This window comes from Flagellimonas aquimarina, assembly GCF_003149745.1.
GTDB classification, from domain to species: domain Bacteria; phylum Bacteroidota; class Bacteroidia; order Flavobacteriales; family Flavobacteriaceae; genus Flagellimonas; species Flagellimonas aquimarina.
Genome location: NZ_QGEG01000002.1, coordinates 1 through 18,668 on the forward strand (window position 1 = coordinate 1; position 18,668 = coordinate 18,668).

Sequence of the window (18,668 nt, forward strand, 5' to 3'; positions counted from 1 at the left end):
TCGATTCCGTTGTATGGGATCTCCTCCTGTCCTGGGTTGACGGCCTGGTCGCCATCGTCACAGTCATCGGCTTTGTCGTAGCCGTCCCCGTCCATGTCGTCGTCCAATGTTGCGGGGTCGCAGTCGTCGTCGATTCCGTTGTATGGGATCTCCTCCTGACCTGGATTGACGGTCTGGTCGCCATCGTCACAGTCATCGGCTTTGTCGTAGCCGTCCCCGTCCATGTCGTCGTCCAATGTTGCGGGATCGCAGTCGTCGTCGATGCCATTGTATGGGATCTCTTCCTGATTAGGGTTCACGCCAGCATCGAAATCATTACAATCTAAATTGCTTAATACTCCATCATTATCAAAATCTATTGCTCCAAATCCATAATGGAGACTTAGGTATTCGTTAATTGCGATTGCACATAACTCTGCAAATTGTTCTCTGGCATCCTCTCCTCCATTTATTCGAATATTTTGATCACACTCGATTTGGAACGCATCAATTACATCATTGAAATGTGCTCCGTGATAATACACATTGTATCCTCCGTTAAAGTACGGATCATCAAAGTCTGGAAAAGGGTCGTCAAAGCTTGGTACTGCGGGGTATCCCTTATTATGAATGATTGTACCAAAGCTTAAGGGTCCTCTAACTAATTCGGAGTGCTTAAGATTTAAAACATTGTCATTGACCAAATTTTTGGTGCTGTTTCTATTAACGTGAAAGGGAGTGTTCAGTGTTTCATCTGTTTGGTTAAGATCACTATGTGTTAGAATGTACCCTAGCTCTATTCGTTGAATCGGGTGCCCATGTCCATGAAGGGCTATTAAAAGACCTCTTCCAAAATCTTGTGTAATTTTAGTTTTGGCTGTTTCAATGTAATCTTGGTAGTTAGTCCAAGCTTCCTCTCCTAGTGGATCACCATCGGCACCTTCGCCAATGGGACGGTTGGTGTCAAGTTTGCTGCGATCCAAAAGGTTGATGATCACATGGGGGTAGTAACCCGTTTGGTCGTGAAAATACTTGGTAATGCTTTTTCCTATTTCTTGGGTAAAGGAGTCTCTGGAATATACACAACCATTACAGTTTCTATCTGCAATCTCATTGGGTGTTAAGTATCCACCATGAGGCACAGAAATAATCAGTGGATAGTTTCCGGCTACATATTCTATGTACCCTGTGTTGTCAAAATAACTTTGCCCCGGAATCTGTGCTTTACTCGTATTTTGAGAAAAAATCGTGAACAGTATACAAAGGAAAAGTGCAGGAGAATGATGCAAAGTGGATAAAGTGGTAATTTTTTTCATTCCAATCAATTTTAGACCGAATTGGCAACCATATTTTAAGGTAAGATTTTGAGATACTTTTTTCGGGGTTCAATTGATGAACGGCCGATTTGAATTAACCTATTGATAATCAATCATATAAAATGAACTTTTTGTAATATTATTTTCATATGATCAAAAAGTTTAATCGGACTAAATTATCAGAAAAATATGCATAAAATTTCCTCTTTATTTGCCCCATTTATTGGAAAAATGTAGATTTATGTAAAAGGTGACTCTTACTGTGCCTTTTTTAACGTGAACTATTGTTTGGCAAGAAATAAAGGTATTTTCTCAGCTTTTTCCAAATTCCAGTCAACCGTTGTTTTCTAATAAAAGCCCCCTCTTCTTTAGTGACGAATCTTGGCACTTGGCTAAACACGGCTTTAAAGTAGCCTTTGAGTATTTGAAAGTATAATAGCATGTTATTAGTCTGCCACGCCATTTTTAATGCCGCCATTTTGGTTAAAACAAGCCCATAACGCATTTTGTAAAGGGCTTCGCCTTTTACTTGATAGTTTTTAGTACTGTATCCATGGCCCGTAGGGCGAAGGTGCCTTACGGGTAATGAAGAATCCGTCAAGGTTTCAAAATCGTGGTATTTAGATAAAAGGACATCAACAGTATCCCATCCAACTCCTTGGCGCAAACCTTCAATTTTATTAAAACAAGCTTTATGGTAAAGTTTTATGGGGCCACGAATATGGTTTTTGTCGGCAATATTTTCATACACCCAATCTTCTCCTTTTTTTATATAAAGCAAACCAGAACACATTCCCAGTTTCCAATTGCTTTGAAAATGGTTTAACATGGTTTCAAAATAATTGGGAGGAAGAATGATATCTGCATCAAACTTCCCTATCAAGTCATGGTCTGATGTATGTTTTAGTCCAAAGTTAAAAGTATCCACTACTTTTTTTCCTGGTACATGCTCATCCACCGACTTTCGTTGTAAAACCTTGATCCAATTGAATTTTTCACTATAATCCGAAGCAATTTTGAAGGTGGCATCGCTAGAATTATCATCTACCACGATTACCTCATCCGGAGTGTGGGTTTGGGCAACAAACGAATTCAAACAGGCTGAAAGATAAGAAGCTTCGTTATGGGCAGGGATAATAATGCTTATTCGCATGTGCTAAAATTCCAAAAAACAACGGAGATATGCTAATCATTTGTCATTTTCAAATAATCTAAACCATCAGTCACGCTCTGCGTAAACAATATAGTATCTGGGAGTGAAAAGTCGCAGAATTGGTCGTATTCCGAATTTTTTTGTAGGGTTGGTCCATTTGGCAGTATCCTTGATTTTCCATCCTGCTTTTTCCAAAAGCCAATCAAACTGCCAATCTTCAAATTCATGATAATGCCTGTCCCAAGGATCGGTTTTACTTCTATATGCGGATGAAAACCACAAACGCATTGGGATACTGGCAACCAGTTTCTTTGCTTTTATTTCCTTCAACACATTAAAAGGAGCCACTAAATGTTCAAAAATCTCAAAGGCGGTGATTACCTCTGCATCTGAGCTTATAACTTTTTCAAAATTAACATCTAAATCCTCTCCTGAAGTATTATTGACCTGATAACCAGAGGACTTCATGATTTCGGAAAACGGATTTTCCGCCCCTAGGTCCAAAATGGATTCTGAAGTATTGATGTGTTTTTGTAAAAAAGCTATGGTATGCCTGTAACGTTTGTTTGGAAAGTTGTTTTCGTACATTTAATATCTGTAAACGATGGCATTGATGTTCATACCAGCGCCAACGCTGGCAAAGATAACAACATCTCCCTTTTTAACTTCATGATCGTCGATTTCTCCCTTGCTCACCAAATCGTATAGCGTAGGGACCGTCGCAACAGAACTATTGCCCAGTTTATGTATGCTCATAGGCATAATACCCTCTGGTGCCTGCTTATTATATAACCGATAAAACCTTTTTATAATGGCTTCATCCATCTTTTCATTGGCTTGGTGAATGAATATTTTTTTCACTTCATCAATATGAACACCACTTTCGTTTAAGCAAGCTGCCATTGCCTGTGGCACATGTGTGCAGGCAAATTCATAGATTTTTCGGCCATGCATTTTAATATATCTTGTATCTGGACATCCTTCATTGTTGTAGGTTTTGTCAAAAAACAAATAATAAGCTTCTTCATTGGCGTATGTAGCAGAAGAGTGGCCCAAAATGGCTCCTGAGACCGGATCTGCCTCAATAATGGCTGCTCCTGCACCATCTGAATAGATCATACTGTCCCGATCATGTTCGTCCAATACGCGCGAAAGTGTTTCTCCGCCGATTACCAAGCACTTTTTGGCCATTCCACTCTTAATAAATGCATAGGCCTGAATAACACCCTCTATCCAGCCTGGACAGCCAAAAAGCATGTCGTAAGCTACACATTTTGGGTTTTTAATTTTAAGCAGATGCTTTACCCGTGTTGCAAGGCTAGGTAGCGTATCCCCTTGATTTTTTCCATAGGTTAAATCCCCAAAATTGTGCGCAAAGATGATATAATCCAAGTCTTCCTTATTAATTCCAGCATCTTCAATAGCTTTTTCTGATGCAAGGTATCCCAAGTCAGATGTTTTCAATTCTGGATTTGCATACCTTCTTTCCGAAATTCCAGTAATTGCTTTGAATTTTTCAATGATTACAGCATTGTCATTTCCGAAAGTGGTCCCATCAGTTCCAAGAAATTCATGTTCTAAAAAGTCATCGTTTTTTGTGATGATCGATGGAATATAACTTCCGGTACCTGTTATGCCAATTTTCATTTTGAGGTTTTAAGAATTTAAATATAGTTGTTTAAAGTAATGGGTATTATGCGTGCATAATAATTCCTACGATGTCCAAGTTTGGTTTTCTATTTCTACAAACAAAAAAAAGCCTTGGGTTATGGACCAAACCAAGGCTTTTTATTACTAAATATGATGTTTTGCTAGACTTCGGCGTACGCTTCTATTGGCGTACAAGTACAAATCAAATTACGATCCCCAAAGGCTTCATCTGTTCTTCGAATACTAGGCCAAAATTTATTTTCTGAAACGAAGGGCAATGGGAATGCAGCTTTTTTCCTACTATACGGGTAATCCCAAGTGTCACTGGTTACCATTTCCAATGTGTGAGGTGCATTTTTTAACACGTTGTGTTGATCTTCTGAACTTGCTTCATCAATTTCTTCTCGTATGGACAACATTGCATCACAAAACCTATCCAATTCTACAAGACTTTCACTCTCGGTAGGTTCGATCATAATTGTTCCTGCTACTGGAAAAGATACTGTAGGAGCATGGAATCCGTAATCCATGAGTCTTTTGGCTATATCGGTTACTTCTACACCATGTGCTTTAAAAGGCCTGCAATCGATAATCATTTCATGAGCTGCCCTTCCTTTTTCACCGGAGTATAGTACTTCAAATTTCCCTTTAAGCTTGTCCTTGATATAGTTGGCATTTAATATGGCAATTCTAGTTGCATCGGTTAATCCCTCGGTTCCCAGCATTTTAATATAACCATAGGAAATTAAACAGGCCAGTGCACTTCCCCATGGTGCTGCTGATATGGCTGTAATTGCTTTTTCTCCTCCTGTTTCCACTACTGGATTGGTAGGAAGAAAAGGCACTAGTTGTTCGGCAACACAAATAGGACCAACTCCAGGACCACCCCCGCCATGAGGAATGGCAAAGGTTTTATGAAGATTAAGGTGACAAACATCCGCGCCAATAACCGCCGGATTAGTTAAACCTACTTGAGCATTCATATTAGCACCATCCATATATACTTGTCCGCCATGTTCATGAATCAACCTAGTTATATGAACTATGGAGGATTCAAACACACCATGAGTAGAAGGATATGTAACCATTAGGGCTGCAAGGTTTTCTGAATGCAATTTCACTTTTTCTCCAAGATCAGCAACATCGATATTTCCCTTTTCATCTGTTTTGGTAACCACTACTTTCATGCCTGCCATGACTGCAGATGCAGGATTGGTACCATGCGCCGAAGCTGGAATAATACAGATGTTTCTATGTTCTTCACCTCTTGATGCATGATAAGCCCTTATGGTCATTAACCCAGCATATTCTCCTTGAGCTCCGGAATTGGGTTGTAATGAAGTAGCTGCAAAACCAGTAATTACATTTAATTGTTTCTCTAGTTCTTTTAGAACCTCTTGATAACCTTCTGCCTGATTTAAAGGCACGAAAGGATGAATGTTTCCCCAATTCGCCCAACTCAGCGGTAGCATTTCAGAAGCTGCGTTTAGCTTCATGGTGCAACTTCCCAAAGAAATCATGGAGTGGTTCAATGCCAAATCCTTTCGTTCCAACTTCTTGATGTAGCGCATCAGCTCAGTTTCAGAATGATACGAATTAAAGACCATGTGTTCCAAAAAAGGTGCTTGACGTTGTAGACTGTTTGGGATAGCTTCTTTTAAGTCTATCGCTTTAGAAGAATCTTTTGAAATATCCTGAGATTCCACGAAACAAGAAAGCAAAAGTTTAAGGTCATTGTCCGAAAAAGCTTCATTCAAAGAAATTGAGACTGTTTCTGAATCAATGTAATTTAAATTTATGCCTTTACTTTCTGCAACTTCTCTAAGCTCTTTTACATTTGAGATGTTAATTTTGATAGTATCAAAGAAAGCGGTGTTGGTTTGCTTAAAACCAAATGTCTCAAGAGTTTGAGCAAGCGCCTTGGTTAGAGTATGAACTTTGTTCGCAATATATTTAAGACCATTTGGCCCATGGTAGACAGCATACATCCCTGCCATTACGGCCAATAAAACCTGTGCGGTGCATATATTGGAAGTAGCTTTGTCTCGTTTTATGTGCTGTTCTCTGGTCTGGAGCGCCATACGCAATGCATGATTGCCATCGGTGTCTTTTGTAACACCAATAATTCTACCAGGAATAGTTCTTTTATATTCTTCTTTTGTGGCAAAAAAGGCGGCATGTGGGCCACCATACCCTAATGGGATTCCAAAGCGCTGTGTGGTACCCACTACTACATCTACACCCCATTCTCCAGGAGGAGTAAGCAATACTAGGCTTAAAATGTCTGCTGCAACAGCAACTTTGATGTCGTTTGCTTTGGCTTTTTGTACAAACTCAGCATAATCGTGTACTTGTCCATGTTTGCCAGGATATTGCAACAAGGCTCCGTAGAAACTATTGGAAAAATCAAATTCTTCATGGTTTCCGATGACCAATTCTATTCCTAATGGAGCAGATCTAGTCTGGAGTAGACTCAGTGTTTGTGGAAGCACTTCTTCTGAAACAAAAAACTTTAGTGTGCCATCTTTCTTCTGTTGTCTTGAACGAATATCAAAAAGCATTGTCATTGCTTCGGCTGCCGCGGTGCTCTCATCCAATAAGGATGCATTTGCCAGTTCCATTCCTGTTAAATCACACACCATGGTCTGGAAATTTAACAAAGCTTCCAAACGCCCTTGCGCAATCTCTGCTTGATAAGGGGTATAAGCAGTATACCAACCCGGGTTTTCAAGGATATTTCTCTTGATTACAGAGGGTGTTAGGCATTCATGATACCCTAAACCAATATAAGATTTGAAAACTTTGTTTTTTTCAGATAAGTCCTGAATATGCATCAAGAATTCATGTTCACTTATACCATTAGGGAGCTTTAATGGTTCCTTAAGCCTAATATCATCTGGAATGGTTTCATAAATAAGCTGCTCCAAATTTTCTACGCCAACCGTTTCCAGCATAGGTTGGAAGTCTTTTTCTGTAATGCCAATATGCCTTGAGGCAAATACTTCTGTATTCATATCCAATTCAATAAAGTCCACAAAATTAGGGATTAATTCAATGAAAATAAGCAATTTTGATAATTGCCAAATCAAAGTTGTTAACCATGAATTAACCTTTTTATTTGGCAGCCATATTCTGTTTAATGCGAACCTTACGTACAATTTTTAATTTTTACCTAGATGCCAGTATACATGTGGCTTTGGCCGTAGTTTCTCTGGTTGTTGTTACAGCGTTTTTGTTAAACATTTCCATTGATTTTGCCTTAATTGGTTTTATTTTTTGTAGTACCATTGTGTGCTACAATTTTGTAAAATATGGAGTAGAGGCAAAGAAGTATTTAATTGTGTCCAATGGTTACCACAAAAACATTCAGATTTTCAGTTTTTTCAGTTTTGCCTTTGCCGTTTATTTTTTAACTCATCTTAGCAAGGATATTTGGGTGGCTGTAATGGTATTAGGCTTGGTTTCAACCTTATATGCTATTCCATTTCTGCCCAAGGCGAAGAATTTAAGAAGTCTAGGCGGATTTAAAATTTATATTGTGGCCGTTGTTTGGGTAGGTTTCACCGCATTATTGCCGGTTTTACAATCTAAAACTCCAATTACTTGGGATCTGTGGGTATTGTTCGGTCAAAGATTTATTCTTGTACTGATACTTATTCTTCCATTTGAAATAAGGGACCTGCAATGGGATGACATAAATTTAAAAACATTGCCACAATTGATAGGAACTAAAAAAACCAGCGCTTTGGGGTATTTATTGATCGGTTTATTTTTAGGTCTAACTTTTTTAAAGGATGAATTAACACAAATAGAGCTTATAGCCCGCTTTTTTGTTGCTATCCCTTTAGCAATAGTCTTTCTATCAATAAATAAAATGAAAGGCAGGTATTTCGCTTCATTCTGGGTTGAAGGAATACCAATTATTTGGGTCGGTTTTTTTCTGCTTGTAAATGAATTCTATTAAAGGTGCTTTTTTAAGTCTTTGCGCATTTCCTCTTTATCGCTTTCAGAAAGTACATTGAGTCCTGCTCGGTCACAAAGTGAAGTAAGCATAGTATTTTGCTTGGTGAATTTTGCGCAAGCTTTGCATGTAAGAATATGTAAACGGAGTCTTAGGATTTCCCAAAACCCAGCTTCTTTATATTGTGATTTGTTGCATATGTTCGATGCTTGCTCACATGAAATCTTCATATCTAATACCAATTTTGATTTAGGCAACCCATTAGCGCGGTTCGCGCTCTATGGATCATCACCCAAAGGTTGGACGGATTAATTCCCAATTCATTACAAATATCTTCAGTGCTCATTCCTTGAATGGTCTTCATGTTAAAAACCAAGGACTGTTTTTTGGGCAGTTTTGAAATGCATTCTTGTATGGCCAGTCCTAATTCTTCATTTTCCAGTGTGTTGTCACCATTTTTACTAAAAGGGTCTGCCACCTGTTCCTCTAACCAATCTCCTTCAGAATCTGCATTGGCGTTGTAATTCATTCGAACCTCTGCTTTTCCTTTTTTGGAGTTTATTTTTCTATAGTGATCAATAACCTTTCTTTTTAAGATAGCGATCAACCAAGTGCGTTCAGCCGCATCTCCTTTGTAATTTTTAGCGGAGTTAAGCCCAGCAAAAAAAGTTTCTTGTACCAAATCCTTTGCAATTTCTGCATCACTTACGCGAGCCACTGCATAATTGAACAAGTAATCTGCATATTGATCTACCCAAGTATCGGGTTTGAGTTCGTGAGCTGCCATATTATTTTCAAGAAGTGTCAAATGTAATGGATTTTAGTTAATGATTATATGTTTTGTTCATTACAAACGACTTCAAAAAGTATCACGAAAAGGTCATGAAAGCGAACTTTAGCTTATTGTTATGATTTTGGCGCCATAACAACGCTGATAAAACTATTAAATTATCCTTTTTAATGATGTTTGGACATGAAGTCAACTCATTTTGTACAGGTTATGAGGTAATATCCAAAGCTTTGCATGTGCAGACCCGACAACAATGCATAAAAAGAACCTTTTAAGTTGTGTAGACTTTCCTTTTTTAAAGAACCGTTTTCCCATAGTTTTTTAAACATAAAGCCGACTATTGCAAATGGTACGTGAAATACAGAGGGAGCAACTCGGAAAGAGATGTCCTCGACCTGTACATTTTTAAACCCAACTTTTTTTAGCTCATCTACCACCTTTTTTATATGGCCTAACTTTTCCAAGCTCCAGTGACTACAGAGGTTTTTGTATGCAAATGAACTTCCGTGACAAAGCTTTTGAGCTTCTTTTTTTAGAAAAGCATCTGCAATGACCAATTTTCCTCCTGGTTTTAGAATACGGTGTGCTTCTGCAAATGAAGACTTGTCATGTCCAGAATGGCAAAAGCTTTCTATAGCTATTGCTCCATCACATGAATTTGAAGTTAAAGGTGTATGGTTGTAGTTTTCTTTTAAAATAACAGCATTTAAGTCTTTCAAAAGTTTGTTTCCTTCTTGGACCTGAAATTCTGACAATGTAACTCCTATGGCAGAAAGATTTTGATTTTTTCTTAAGGCATATCTAATACTACCGCCCATGCCGCAACCTAAATCTGCCAATAGACCTTTTCCTTGGTTTAGGCCCAATCTATTTAAGACTTGCTTGTTCATTTCATTCAGCATATGATCCCTTTTGAAAGGATTTGTTCTAAGGGGATGGTAATAACCAAAATGCATATTAAAGTCCTTGCTCCAAAACTCATAGTCTTCTGTTGCTTCGTTGTAAAAATCAATAATATTTACTTCTATTTTTTCTTTTTCTTCCGAGAGACAATACCGTTTTTCAAAAATTAAATCTTTCATAGTTTACGTTTTAATGATTAGAGTACAGGATGTAATTGTTAATGCACAACCAGGTAAAGACTACTGCGAATAATATAAATAGTGCATTCATGAAGTAGGTGCCAATTTTAAACAATGGTTTTTGAGGAATGGTGTACTTGGGGTAATATGCTATTTGAGTAGCTACTTTACCTATCCAATAAGCACCTATCAATCCGGTAATGGCAATAGCTAAACTGGTTCCATTTTGTAAATCCTTGGTCAATAGGATTGCAATGCAACCAAAAGAAAAGTTGAGCCCTTGAATGTACCTTCCATATGTCTTGGCTATTTCTTGGTTTAAAGGTTTTAACTTTTTTACGTCATTGTACCAATCAAAGACTTCATGCCTGATGTATGGATAAATAAGAGCTGTAAATATTTGACCGGCACCTCCTAAAATAATCAACCAGTTTGGAACATAATATTTCATTGTTGTATGTTTTTAAAATTTCAGAAAATATTGAAAGTTATAATCAAAAAAATTATTTTATTATTTTGATTAAGGCACTGCTTACCCAGTTTTGTTTGTGATTTATTGCTTTGTCCAAAAGAGCATTTGCCGTTGTTGCCAAGTCATGCAGTGCTTTGGTTTGTTTAATGAGTTCTTTGGTGTTTTTGGTTCCATCATCCTTTATGGAACTGATTTCTTGAAGCGTTTTGATAACGGGTTGTATTTCTCTTCTGCTGCGTTCCTCCGCTATGATACGAGCCAATTCTTGCACATCTTTCTCAGTAGAAAAGTACTCTTTGCGTTCGCCTGCTTTCAATTCTTTCTTTACAATTCCCCAGTCAATCAATTGACGAACGTTCATGCTGGTATTCCCTCTGGAAATTTGAAGTTCTTCCATGATTTCTTCGGTGGTCAATGGTTTTGTAGAAATAAAAAGTAGGGCCTGTATTTGGGCCATGGCCTTGTTTATGCCCCATAGTGTGCCCAAACTTCCCCATGTACTAATAAACTTATCTTTTGCTTCTTGGAATTCCATAAGACAAAGATAATATAATTTTTATAGTTTCAAAAATTATTGAAAGTTATAAAACGATAAAGCCGAACTTTTGTTGGTCAATTTGATTGTAATTATTATGTAAATTTGTGATTATCAGTGCTCAATGCCACCCTAACACCATACCTCAATGAGAATAACTGCACTCTTAATGACTTTTTTAATGTTGTTCAATAGTTGTTATAGTTACAAAAACTTAAACTTGGGAATTGATGATTTTGAGGTTGATCAAACATATGAGGTCAGATTGGGGGAAAGAAAAATGGAAAAAGTAAAAGTGGTGGAAGTTACAGATTCCACAATTGTTGTACTCCAGAACAAAAATAGGACGGTAATACAAAAATCGATGCTTACAGAAAGCAGGCACAGAAAGCTTTCTCCAGGCAAAACCATTATAGGTTCTGTTATTGGTGTGCTTGCCACCATTTCTATAATAGGTATTATCTCTTTTGGCGGAGGAAGTAATTCAGGTGGTTTTGTAACATTCTGATACTAAACCTTTGTTTTGGCTAATCCCGATCTTTCCAATAACGCCTCAATTTTAGGTTCTGCTCCCCTAAAACGTTTATAAAGTGTCATTGGGTTTTCCGAACCTCCTTTGGAAAGTACATGTTCCTTAAACTTAGTTGCAATTTCCTTGTTGAAAATTCCATTTTCCTTAAAATAGGCAAATGCATCAGCATCCAAAACCTCTGCCCATTTATAACTGTAATACCCAGATGAATACCCTCCTTGAAAAATATGGGAGAAAGCCACGCTCATACAGGTTTCAGGAGTTTCTGGAAATAGATTTGTGCCTTCAAATGCTTTGGACTCATAAGTTTTTACATCTTTAATTTTTGAAGGGTCTGTTGCATGCCATGCCATATCCAAGAAACCAAAACTTAATTGCCTGAGTGTAGCAATGCCTTCTTGGAAGGTTGCAGATTCTTTAATTTTTTCAACCAATTCCATGGGAATCAATTCTCCAGTATCATAATGAAATGCAAAAAGCTCTAAAGCTTCTTTTTCATAACACCAGTTTTCCATCACTTGGCTTGGTAATTCCACAAAGTCCCAATACACGGAGGTGCCGGATATACTTGGATATGTAGTATTTGCCAACATGCCGTGCAAAGCATGTCCAAATTCATGGAATAGTGTTGTTACCTCATTGAAAGTAAGAAGCGAAGGTTTGGTGCTTGTAGGTTTTGTAAAGTTGCAGACATTTGAAATATGTGGTCTACTGTTTTTACCATGCAAAGTGTATTGTGGTTTGTAAGAAGTCATCCAAGCACCACCGCGTTTACCAGGTCTGGGATGAAAATCGGCATAGAAAAGTGAAACCAGATTTTGCGAGCTGTCATAGACCTCATAGGTTTTTACATCATCATGGTATTTTTCAATATCAAAAACCTCTTTAAAATTGAGGTCAAATAATTTTTCTGCAACCTTGAAAACGCCATCAATAACATTTTCAAGCTTAAAATATGGTTTTAGTTGTTCATCATCCAAATTGAACAGTTTTTGCTTCAATTTCTCCGAATAGTATGCGCTATCCCATTTTTCCAGTTGGTCTATGCCATCCAGTTCTTTTGCAAACGTCTCCAATTCTTTAAATTCTCTTTCGGCAGCTGGTTTTGCTTTTTCCAGAAGTTCGGTCAAAAAACTCTGCACTTTTTCTGGAGTTTCAGCCATTCGTTCTTCTAAGACAAAGTGTGCATGGGTTTTGTACCCCAGCAAGTTGGCTCTTTCATGCCTTAGTGATACGATCTTTAAAACATTTTCTTGATTATCCAGATCGTCGTTATGAAATCCTTTGCTGCCAAATGCCAGAGAAAGTTCTTTTCGTAACGCCCTATTTTCTGCGTACTTCATGAATGGAATGTAGCTTGGATAGTCCAAAGTGATTAACCACCCTTCTTTATCTTTTGATTTTGCCAACTGCGCCGCAGCTTCTTTTGCCCCTTCCGGCAATCCCCTTAGACTTTCTTCATTAGTGAGCAATAGTTCATACTTGTTGGTTTCTGCCAAAACATTTTCACCAAATTTCAATTTTAGTTTAGATAGTTCAGCGTCTATTTCTCTGAGCCTTTTTTTCTCTGAGTCACCAAGATTAGCCCCATTCCGACTAAAGCTTTTGTATTTTTTCTCCAACAGTGTTTTCTGCTCTGGAGTTAAGTTTAGGCCTTCTCGTTTTTCGTAGACCGATTTTATTCTTTTAAAGAGTACTTCGTTCAATGTAATATCATTGCTGAACTCTGATAGAAGCGGAGAAACTTCTTGCGCTATTTTTTGAATTTCTTCATTGGTTTCTGCGGAATTCAGATTAAAAAACACACTTGAAACCCTATCCAATTGCTTTCCTGAAAAATCCAAAGCTTCCAGCGTATTTTCAAAAGTTGGTGCTTCCATATTTTCAGTAATGAGATTTATCTCCTCTCTGGCTTTTTCAATCGCATCTATAAATGCAGGTTTAAAATGCTCGTTTTTTAGTTGTTCAAATGGTGCTCTATCAAATGATTTGAGAAGGGGGTTGTTCATTGTATCCTTTAATGGTTTGTGAGTTCAAGGTTAATTGAAAAATGTACTTATATGAAGTTGAAACTAGTTATTTTTCTTTCTTACCTCTTCAGCGCCTTTAACGACTTTTTCTTTTAGTCCTTGTTTATAGATTTCAATTTTATCCAAAACACATTTATCAGAAGACCCAATAATCTGAGCTGCCAAAATACCAGCATTTTTTGCGCCATTTAGTGCTACGGTTGCCACGGGGACCCCGCCTGGCATTTGAAGAATTGATAGTATAGAATCCCAACCATCAATAGAATTGCTGCTTTTTACCGGAACGCCTATTACGGGTAATGGAGATAATGAGGCTACCATTCCGGGGAGGTGTGCAGCACCTCCGGCACCGGCAATAATTACGGCATACCCATTTTTATGGGCAGTTTTGCTAAAATCGAACAGTTTTTCAGGAGTTCTGTGTGCAGAAACAATATCTACATCAACTTCAATATCAAATCCTTTTAAAATTTCAACTGCTTCTTGCATAACGGGAAGGTCGCTTGTGCTTCCCATAATTACGGCTACTTTGCTCATAATGCTATTTGCTTATAACTTTAATCGTTTCTTTTACTTGTTGTGCCACCTTTCTTGCTTTGGCCATATCTTCATCTACAATGGTCACATGGCCCATTTTACGAAACGGGCGTGTCTGCTTTTTTCCATAAATATGTGGTGTTACGCCATCCATTTCCAAAATGGAATCTATGTTTTCATAAACAACATCTCCCGTATGCCCTTCCGCGCCTACTAAATTAACCATGACCCCGGCCACTTTGCTATCTGTTTTCCCCAATGGTAAACCAAGTATTGCCCTTATATGCTGTTCAAATTGATTGGTATAGCTGGCTTCAATACTATAATGCCCACTATTATGCGGTCGTGGAGCCACTTCATTTACCAAAATTTTATCGTCTTTGGTCTGGAACAATTCCACAGCAAGCAATCCAACATGTTCTATTTGTGATGAAACTTTTAAAGCGACCTCCACAGCTTTTTTGGCAACAGAAGCCTTAATACGAGCAGGACAAATAACATATTCAACTTGATTGGCTTCAGGATGAAATTCCATTTCCACAACAGGATATGTTTTTATTTCACCTTTAGCGTTTCTTGCAACAACCACGGCCAATTCACTTTTAAAATCAACCATTTTTTCGGCAATACATTCTACATTGGGTAAGTCATTTAGATCTTCTAAAGAGCGTACCACCTTAACTCCCTGTCCATCATACCCGAACTGGGCACTTTTCCAAACAAAGGGAAATTGCAATCCACCATTGGAAATGCTATCCTCAATTTCGGAAGTGTAGGCAAATCGTGTAAACGGGGCAGTTGGAATATTGTTATCTGTATAAAAGAGTTTCTGTGTTGCTTTATTCTGAATGACCCTTAATGCATTGGTAGGGGGGTATACTTTTACACCTTCGCTTTCCAATTTTTCCAAAGCATCCACATTTACATTTTCAATTTCAATGGTCAACACATCCACATCTTTTCCAAAAGTGTATACATCATCAAAATCTAGAAGACTGCCCTGAACAAAATGATTACAGGCAATTTTGCAGGGAGCCTCTGCCGAAGCATCCATTACCTTGGTATAAATGTCCCATTTTCGAGTTTCATAAAGTAACATTTTGCCCAATTGACCACCACCTAGAATACCGAGTTTAAAATTGGAAGAGAAAAATTGCATTAATCTGTTAATTGAAATGAAAGCAAAAATACATGAATTCCTCGAAGGGATAAAAGCTCAGCGAGTAAAGCGCACCTAAAAATGTTATCTTTGCCAACCTATTAAAATTGATGACGACTTGATCAAACTCCATGACAAAGTTTTTACGCCCTATTTAAGGGAGGAACAAATTTTAGCTGCCGTTGAAAAAATGGCTGTTGAAATAGCCAAAGACTACCAGCATGAGACCCCTATTTTTGTAGGTGTGCTTAATGGTGCGTTCATGTTTGTATCAGATTTTCTAAAGGCATATCAGCACCCATGTCAAGTTTCATTTGTGCGGTTGAGTTCCTATCATGGATTAACATCTACAGGCATTGTAGAAGCTTTATTGGATGTTCCCGAGGATATAAATGGAAGAAGCGTAATTATTTTGGAGGATGTCATTGATACGGGAAGGACATTGAAAAAATTGGTGCATTTGTTCTCCAAAACCAATGTAAAAGAGTTTAAAATAGCATCGTTGTTTTATAAGCCCGATGTTTATTCGGGTGAATATTCAATTGATTATGTGGGAATGGAAATTCCAGATAATTTTATTGTAGGATACGGTTTGGACTATAATGAATTGGGCCGAAATTTAAGAGAAGTATATCAACTAAAGCAGAATAATATGATCAACCTTGTGCTTTTTGGAAAGCCGGGAGCGGGAAAAGGAACCCAAGCCGGGTTTTTAAAGGAAAACTACAATTTAAAGCACATTTCTACTGGAGATGTTTTTAGATATAACATTAAAAACGGAACAGAACTGGGCAAATTGGCCAAGTCCTATATAGATCGGGGTGATTTGGTTCCTGATGAAGTAACCATAAACATGTTGAAGGACGAAGTAGAGAAAAATCCAGATGCTGCAGGGTTCATTTTTGATGGATTTCCCAGGACCACCGCACAAGCAGAAGCATTGGACAATTTTTTAGAATCCAAAGACATGCAGATAAACGCAACCATTGCGTTAGAGGCAGACGATGATATTTTAGTGGCCCGCTTGCTGGAACGAGGCAAGGAAAGTGGACGGACTGATGATCAAGATGAAGACAAAATCCGAAACCGATTTGATGAATATAACCAGAAAACAGCCCCTTTAAGAGCTTACTACGAGAAACAAGGAAAGTTCCATTCTATAAACGGAATAGGGGAAATAAGCCAAATTACGGAGCGACTAAGCGTTGTGGTAAACAGCCTTTCATAACATTTCACAAATCATAGAAAACCTAGATGAGTTTTGACTTACAGCCAACTCTAGAAAACGACTTGGTAAAGCTAAGACCGTTGTCGTTAAAAGATTTTGATTCGCTTTATAAGGTTGCCTCGGATAAATTGATTTGGGAGCAACACCCAGATAAGGAGCGATATACTGTATCTGGGTTCAAAAAGTTTTTTGATGAATCCATGGCTTCTAAAGGAGCACTTGTGATAATCGACAGGCAATCAGGTAATGTGATTGGTGGTTCGCGGTTTAATTTGGTTCCCAAGTATAAAGAGGCCGTGGAAATAGGTTGGACATTTTTGTCAAGAGCTTATTGGGGAGGAACATACAATTCATTGTGCAAAAAATTAATGATGGATTATGCATTTAAGTTTGTGGATGAGATTATTTTTTTTGTTGACAAGAACAATATTCGTTCTCAAAAAGCCGTAGAGAAATTGACCCGAGTGGACAGAAATAGATTGACCATAGAAGAAAGTATTGAAAATCAAGGAAATGACTTGGTTTATAGGATTGCAAAGGCATAACTTTAATTGCGAAAATTTGTACCATGACAGAAGGTAATTTTGTTGATTATGTAAAGGTAAATGTAGCCTCTGGTAATGGTGGTAAGGGCTCTGTGCACCTTCATCGTGAAAAATACATTACCAAAGGCGGTCCAGATGGTGGGGATGGTGGTCGTGGTGGTCATGTAATAATTAGGGGTAACAGTAACCTTTGGACCTTGGTGACCTTTAAGTTTAAAAAGCATTTCAAAGCGGGCCATGGAGAACATGGCAGTAAAAACCGAAGTACCGGTGCAGATGGAAAGGATGTTTATATGGATGTTCCGTTAGGTACCGTGGTAAAAGATAGCGAAACCAATGAAATTCTCTTTGAGATTACTGAAAACGGAGAGGAAAAAATTGTTGCAGAAGGTGGAATGGGCGGACGTGGCAACTGGCATTTTAAGAGCTCTACCAATCAGACCCCAAGATACGCCCAACCTGGAATTCCTGGTCAGGAAGCCCAAGTTACATTGGAATTGAAAGTTTTGGCAGATGTAGGTCTTGTTGGTTTTCCCAATGCTGGTAAATCTACGCTGCTGTCCGTAATGACCTCCGCAAAACCAAAAATTGCAGACTATGAATTCACAACCCTCAAGCCTAATCTTGGTATTGTTGAGTATAGGGATTTTAGGAGTTTTGTAATGGCGGATATTCCAGGTATCATTGAGGGCGCAGCAGAGGGAAAAGGTTTAGGGCATTACTTTTTAAGGCATATTGAACGCAATGCAACATTACTTTTTTTAATACCTGCGGATAGTAATGACATATCAAAAGAATATGAAATTTTACTGGACGAATTAAGACGGTACAACCCTGAACTTCTGGATAAGGAGAGATTGGTGGCGATTTCTAAATGCGATATGTTGGATGAAGAACTCATGGAAGAAATGAGAGTTGAATTGGACAAAGATTTAAAAAATGTACAGTATCGGTTTATTTCATCAGTTGCTCAGCAAGGTATTCAAGAGTTAAAGGATGACCTTTGGAAGTTGTTGAACGAATAACACTGGTTATTCTCCTTCTGAAACCAAATATTGATTAATTTTAAAGGTATTCCCAATAACTAATGCGATACCTTTTCTTCATACTGTTGTTGTTCTCGCTGTTATCCTGTAGTGGAGTTCGGGTTAATTATGACTACGATAAGGGCACAAATTTCTCTAATTACACCAGCTACAACTATTTTTCAGATATTGAATCTGGCTTAAGTCAACTGGATGAAAAAAGATTGATGAATGCTCTTGATTCAACCCTACAATCGAAAGGCTATCTTTTAGCTGAGGAACCTGATTTTTTTATCAACATACTTAGTAATGAATACAGAAGCAGTCCAAACAACGCTGTAGGAGTTGGTATTGGAGGAACAGGCAGAAATGTAGGTGGGGGAGTTTCTGTGGGATTGCCTTTAGGTAACTCGGGTATTCAGCGGCGAATTCAGTTCGATTTTGTAGATGCAGAGAAAGATCAGTTATTTTGGCAGGCTTCAAGCGAAAGTGGTTTTAGAGAAAATGCTTCTCCCAGTGTAAGAGAGGAAAGATTAAGAGCTGTCATAAAAAAAGTGTTTGCCAAATTTCCGCCAGAACAGAGGTAACATCCGTTGCCCAAAGCTTATCCACCGTTTATCATATTTCGTTTTCCTAGGTATATGTTCCAACCTATTTTTGATTGAAAAAAATGT

19 protein-coding genes are annotated in these 18,668 nt (G+C 38.0%); 6 read left to right on the plus strand and 13 right to left on the minus strand.

Features of this window, described 5'->3' with window-relative positions; all coding sequences use genetic code 11:
• From DKG77_RS06645 to gcvP, 5 genes are all read right to left on the minus strand, one after another.
• A partial coding sequence (locus tag DKG77_RS06645) for a putative metal-binding motif-containing protein (protein ID WP_207785443.1) occupies nucleotides 1–1,295 on the minus strand: 1,295 nt, incomplete at its 3' end.
• A gap of 271 nt (nucleotides 1,296–1,566) precedes the next feature.
• Nucleotides 1,567–2,448, minus strand: a complete 882-nt coding sequence (locus DKG77_RS06650; protein WP_109661500.1) for a glycosyltransferase family 2 protein — start codon at nucleotides 2,446–2,448, stop codon at nucleotides 1,567–1,569.
• Between the two features lie 66 nt (nucleotides 2,449–2,514).
• A complete protein-coding gene (locus tag DKG77_RS06655; RefSeq protein WP_109661502.1) occupies nucleotides 2,515–3,036 on the minus strand; it encodes a class I SAM-dependent methyltransferase in 522 nt (173 codons plus the stop codon).
• Nucleotides 3,037–4,095: a 3-oxoacyl-ACP synthase III family protein gene (locus tag DKG77_RS06660; protein ID WP_109661504.1), complete on the minus strand. Its 1,059-nt coding sequence runs from the start codon at nucleotides 4,093–4,095 to the stop codon at nucleotides 3,037–3,039.
• Between the two features lie 164 nt (nucleotides 4,096–4,259).
• On the minus strand, nucleotides 4,260–7,112 hold the full coding sequence (gene gcvP / locus DKG77_RS06665) for an aminomethyl-transferring glycine dehydrogenase (protein WP_109663644.1): 2,853 nt from the start codon (nucleotides 7,110–7,112) through the stop codon (nucleotides 4,260–4,262).
• Nucleotides 7,113–7,237: 125 nt separating this feature from the next.
• On the opposite strand from gcvP, the gene DKG77_RS06670 reads away from it, so the two are divergent.
• A complete protein-coding gene (locus tag DKG77_RS06670; protein ID WP_109661506.1) occupies nucleotides 7,238–8,062 on the plus strand; it encodes a UbiA prenyltransferase family protein in 825 nt (274 codons plus the stop codon).
• Here the strand turns inward: DKG77_RS06670 and DKG77_RS06675 are convergent.
• From DKG77_RS06675 to DKG77_RS06695, 5 genes are all read right to left on the minus strand, one after another.
• Nucleotides 8,059–8,289 carry a hypothetical protein gene (locus DKG77_RS06675; protein WP_109661508.1) on the minus strand — a complete coding sequence of 77 codons (231 nt, stop codon included), beginning with the start codon at nucleotides 8,287–8,289 and terminating at the stop codon, nucleotides 8,059–8,061. The genes DKG77_RS06670 and DKG77_RS06675 overlap by 4 nt on opposite strands.
• Before the next feature lie 2 nt (nucleotides 8,290–8,291).
• Nucleotides 8,292–8,846: a sigma-70 family RNA polymerase sigma factor gene (locus tag DKG77_RS06680; protein WP_109661510.1), complete on the minus strand. Its 555-nt coding sequence runs from the start codon at nucleotides 8,844–8,846 to the stop codon at nucleotides 8,292–8,294.
• A gap of 197 nt (nucleotides 8,847–9,043) precedes the next feature.
• Nucleotides 9,044–9,931, minus strand: coding sequence for an SAM-dependent methyltransferase (locus DKG77_RS06685; RefSeq protein WP_109661511.1), 888 nt, complete (start codon nucleotides 9,929–9,931; stop codon nucleotides 9,044–9,046).
• A gap of 10 nt (nucleotides 9,932–9,941) precedes the next feature.
• Complete coding sequence (locus DKG77_RS06690; RefSeq protein ID WP_109661513.1) at nucleotides 9,942–10,382, minus strand: hypothetical protein; 441 nt, start codon at nucleotides 10,380–10,382, stop codon at nucleotides 9,942–9,944.
• A gap of 52 nt (nucleotides 10,383–10,434) precedes the next feature.
• Nucleotides 10,435–10,938 carry a GbsR/MarR family transcriptional regulator gene (locus DKG77_RS06695; RefSeq protein ID WP_109661515.1) on the minus strand — a complete coding sequence of 168 codons (504 nt, stop codon included), beginning with the start codon at nucleotides 10,936–10,938 and terminating at the stop codon, nucleotides 10,435–10,437.
• Between the two features lie 148 nt (nucleotides 10,939–11,086).
• Here DKG77_RS06695 and DKG77_RS06700 point away from each other — a divergent pair, with 148 nt between their 5' ends.
• Nucleotides 11,087–11,446, plus strand: a complete 360-nt coding sequence (locus tag DKG77_RS06700) for a hypothetical protein (protein ID WP_133248425.1) — start codon at nucleotides 11,087–11,089, stop codon at nucleotides 11,444–11,446.
• Nucleotides 11,447–11,448: 2 nt separating this feature from the next.
• On the opposite strand, the gene DKG77_RS06705 is transcribed toward DKG77_RS06700, so the two are convergent.
• The 3 genes from DKG77_RS06705 to DKG77_RS06715 form a co-directional block, all read right to left on the minus strand.
• The gene (locus tag DKG77_RS06705; protein ID WP_109661519.1) at nucleotides 11,449–13,479 is read right to left on the minus strand and encodes a M3 family metallopeptidase; all 2,031 of its coding nucleotides are present in this window, start codon (nucleotides 13,477–13,479) and stop codon (nucleotides 11,449–11,451) included.
• Nucleotides 13,480–13,542: 63 nt separating this feature from the next.
• Nucleotides 13,543–14,037, minus strand: coding sequence for a 5-(carboxyamino)imidazole ribonucleotide mutase (gene purE / locus DKG77_RS06710; protein WP_109661521.1), 495 nt, complete (start codon nucleotides 14,035–14,037; stop codon nucleotides 13,543–13,545).
• A 4-nt stretch (nucleotides 14,038–14,041) separates the two neighbouring features.
• Nucleotides 14,042–15,196 carry a 5-(carboxyamino)imidazole ribonucleotide synthase gene (locus DKG77_RS06715; RefSeq protein WP_109661523.1) on the minus strand — a complete coding sequence of 385 codons (1,155 nt, stop codon included), beginning with the start codon at nucleotides 15,194–15,196 and terminating at the stop codon, nucleotides 14,042–14,044.
• Nucleotides 15,197–15,314: 118 nt separating this feature from the next.
• On the opposite strand from DKG77_RS06715, the gene DKG77_RS06720 reads away from it, so the two are divergent.
• The 4 genes from DKG77_RS06720 (at nucleotide 15,315) to DKG77_RS06735 (ending at nucleotide 18,581) form a co-directional block, all read left to right on the plus strand.
• Entirely contained in the window at nucleotides 15,315–16,424 is a 1,110-nt protein-coding gene (locus DKG77_RS06720) for an adenylate kinase (protein ID WP_109661525.1), read from the plus strand.
• 26 nt (nucleotides 16,425–16,450) lie between these two features.
• Entirely contained in the window at nucleotides 16,451–16,969 is a 519-nt protein-coding gene (locus DKG77_RS06725) for a GNAT family N-acetyltransferase (protein WP_109661527.1), read from the plus strand.
• 23 nt (nucleotides 16,970–16,992) lie between these two features.
• Entirely contained in the window at nucleotides 16,993–17,994 is a 1,002-nt protein-coding gene (gene obgE, locus DKG77_RS06730) for a GTPase ObgE (protein WP_109661529.1), read from the plus strand.
• A 62-nt stretch (nucleotides 17,995–18,056) separates the two neighbouring features.
• Nucleotides 18,057–18,581: a DUF4136 domain-containing protein gene (locus tag DKG77_RS06735; protein ID WP_109661530.1), complete on the plus strand. Its 525-nt coding sequence runs from the start codon at nucleotides 18,057–18,059 to the stop codon at nucleotides 18,579–18,581.
• The last annotated feature ends 87 nt before the right edge of the window (nucleotides 18,582–18,668 follow it).

What these genes read in the sequence shown, in the direction of transcription:
- DKG77_RS06650 (WP_109661500.1), bottom strand. Translation starts at nt 2,448, where the DNA reads ATGCGAATAAGCATTATTATCCCTGCCCATAACGAAGCTTCTTATCTT.
- DKG77_RS06725 (WP_109661527.1), top strand. Translation starts at nt 16,451, where the DNA reads ATGAGTTTTGACTTACAGCCAACTCTAGAAAACGACTTGGTAAAGCTA.
- DKG77_RS06675 (WP_109661508.1), bottom strand. Translation starts at nt 8,289, where the DNA reads ATGAAGATTTCATGTGAGCAAGCATCGAACATATGCAACAAATCACAA.
- obgE (WP_109661529.1), top strand. Translation starts at nt 16,993, where the DNA reads ATGACAGAAGGTAATTTTGTTGATTATGTAAAGGTAAATGTAGCCTCT.
- DKG77_RS06655 (WP_109661502.1), bottom strand. Translation starts at nt 3,036, where the DNA reads ATGTACGAAAACAACTTTCCAAACAAACGTTACAGGCATACCATAGCT.
- DKG77_RS06690 (WP_109661513.1), bottom strand. Translation starts at nt 10,382, where the DNA reads ATGAAATATTATGTTCCAAACTGGTTGATTATTTTAGGAGGTGCCGGT.
- DKG77_RS06660 (WP_109661504.1), bottom strand. Translation starts at nt 4,095, where the DNA reads ATGAAAATTGGCATAACAGGTACCGGAAGTTATATTCCATCGATCATC.
- purE (WP_109661521.1), bottom strand. Translation starts at nt 14,037, where the DNA reads ATGAGCAAAGTAGCCGTAATTATGGGAAGCACAAGCGACCTTCCCGTT.
- DKG77_RS06705 (WP_109661519.1), bottom strand. Translation starts at nt 13,479, where the DNA reads ATGAACAACCCCCTTCTCAAATCATTTGATAGAGCACCATTTGAACAA.
- DKG77_RS06715 (WP_109661523.1), bottom strand. Translation starts at nt 15,196, where the DNA reads ATGCAATTTTTCTCTTCCAATTTTAAACTCGGTATTCTAGGTGGTGGT.
- DKG77_RS06700 (WP_133248425.1), top strand. Translation starts at nt 11,087, where the DNA reads ATGAGAATAACTGCACTCTTAATGACTTTTTTAATGTTGTTCAATAGT.
- DKG77_RS06695 (WP_109661515.1), bottom strand. Translation starts at nt 10,938, where the DNA reads ATGGAATTCCAAGAAGCAAAAGATAAGTTTATTAGTACATGGGGAAGT.
- DKG77_RS06735 (WP_109661530.1), top strand. Translation starts at nt 18,057, where the DNA reads ATGCGATACCTTTTCTTCATACTGTTGTTGTTCTCGCTGTTATCCTGT.
- gcvP (WP_109663644.1), bottom strand. Translation starts at nt 7,112, where the DNA reads ATGAATACAGAAGTATTTGCCTCAAGGCATATTGGCATTACAGAAAAA.
- DKG77_RS06680 (WP_109661510.1), bottom strand. Translation starts at nt 8,846, where the DNA reads ATGGCAGCTCACGAACTCAAACCCGATACTTGGGTAGATCAATATGCA.
- DKG77_RS06685 (WP_109661511.1), bottom strand. Translation starts at nt 9,931, where the DNA reads ATGAAAGATTTAATTTTTGAAAAACGGTATTGTCTCTCGGAAGAAAAA.
- DKG77_RS06670 (WP_109661506.1), top strand. Translation starts at nt 7,238, where the DNA reads ATGCGAACCTTACGTACAATTTTTAATTTTTACCTAGATGCCAGTATA.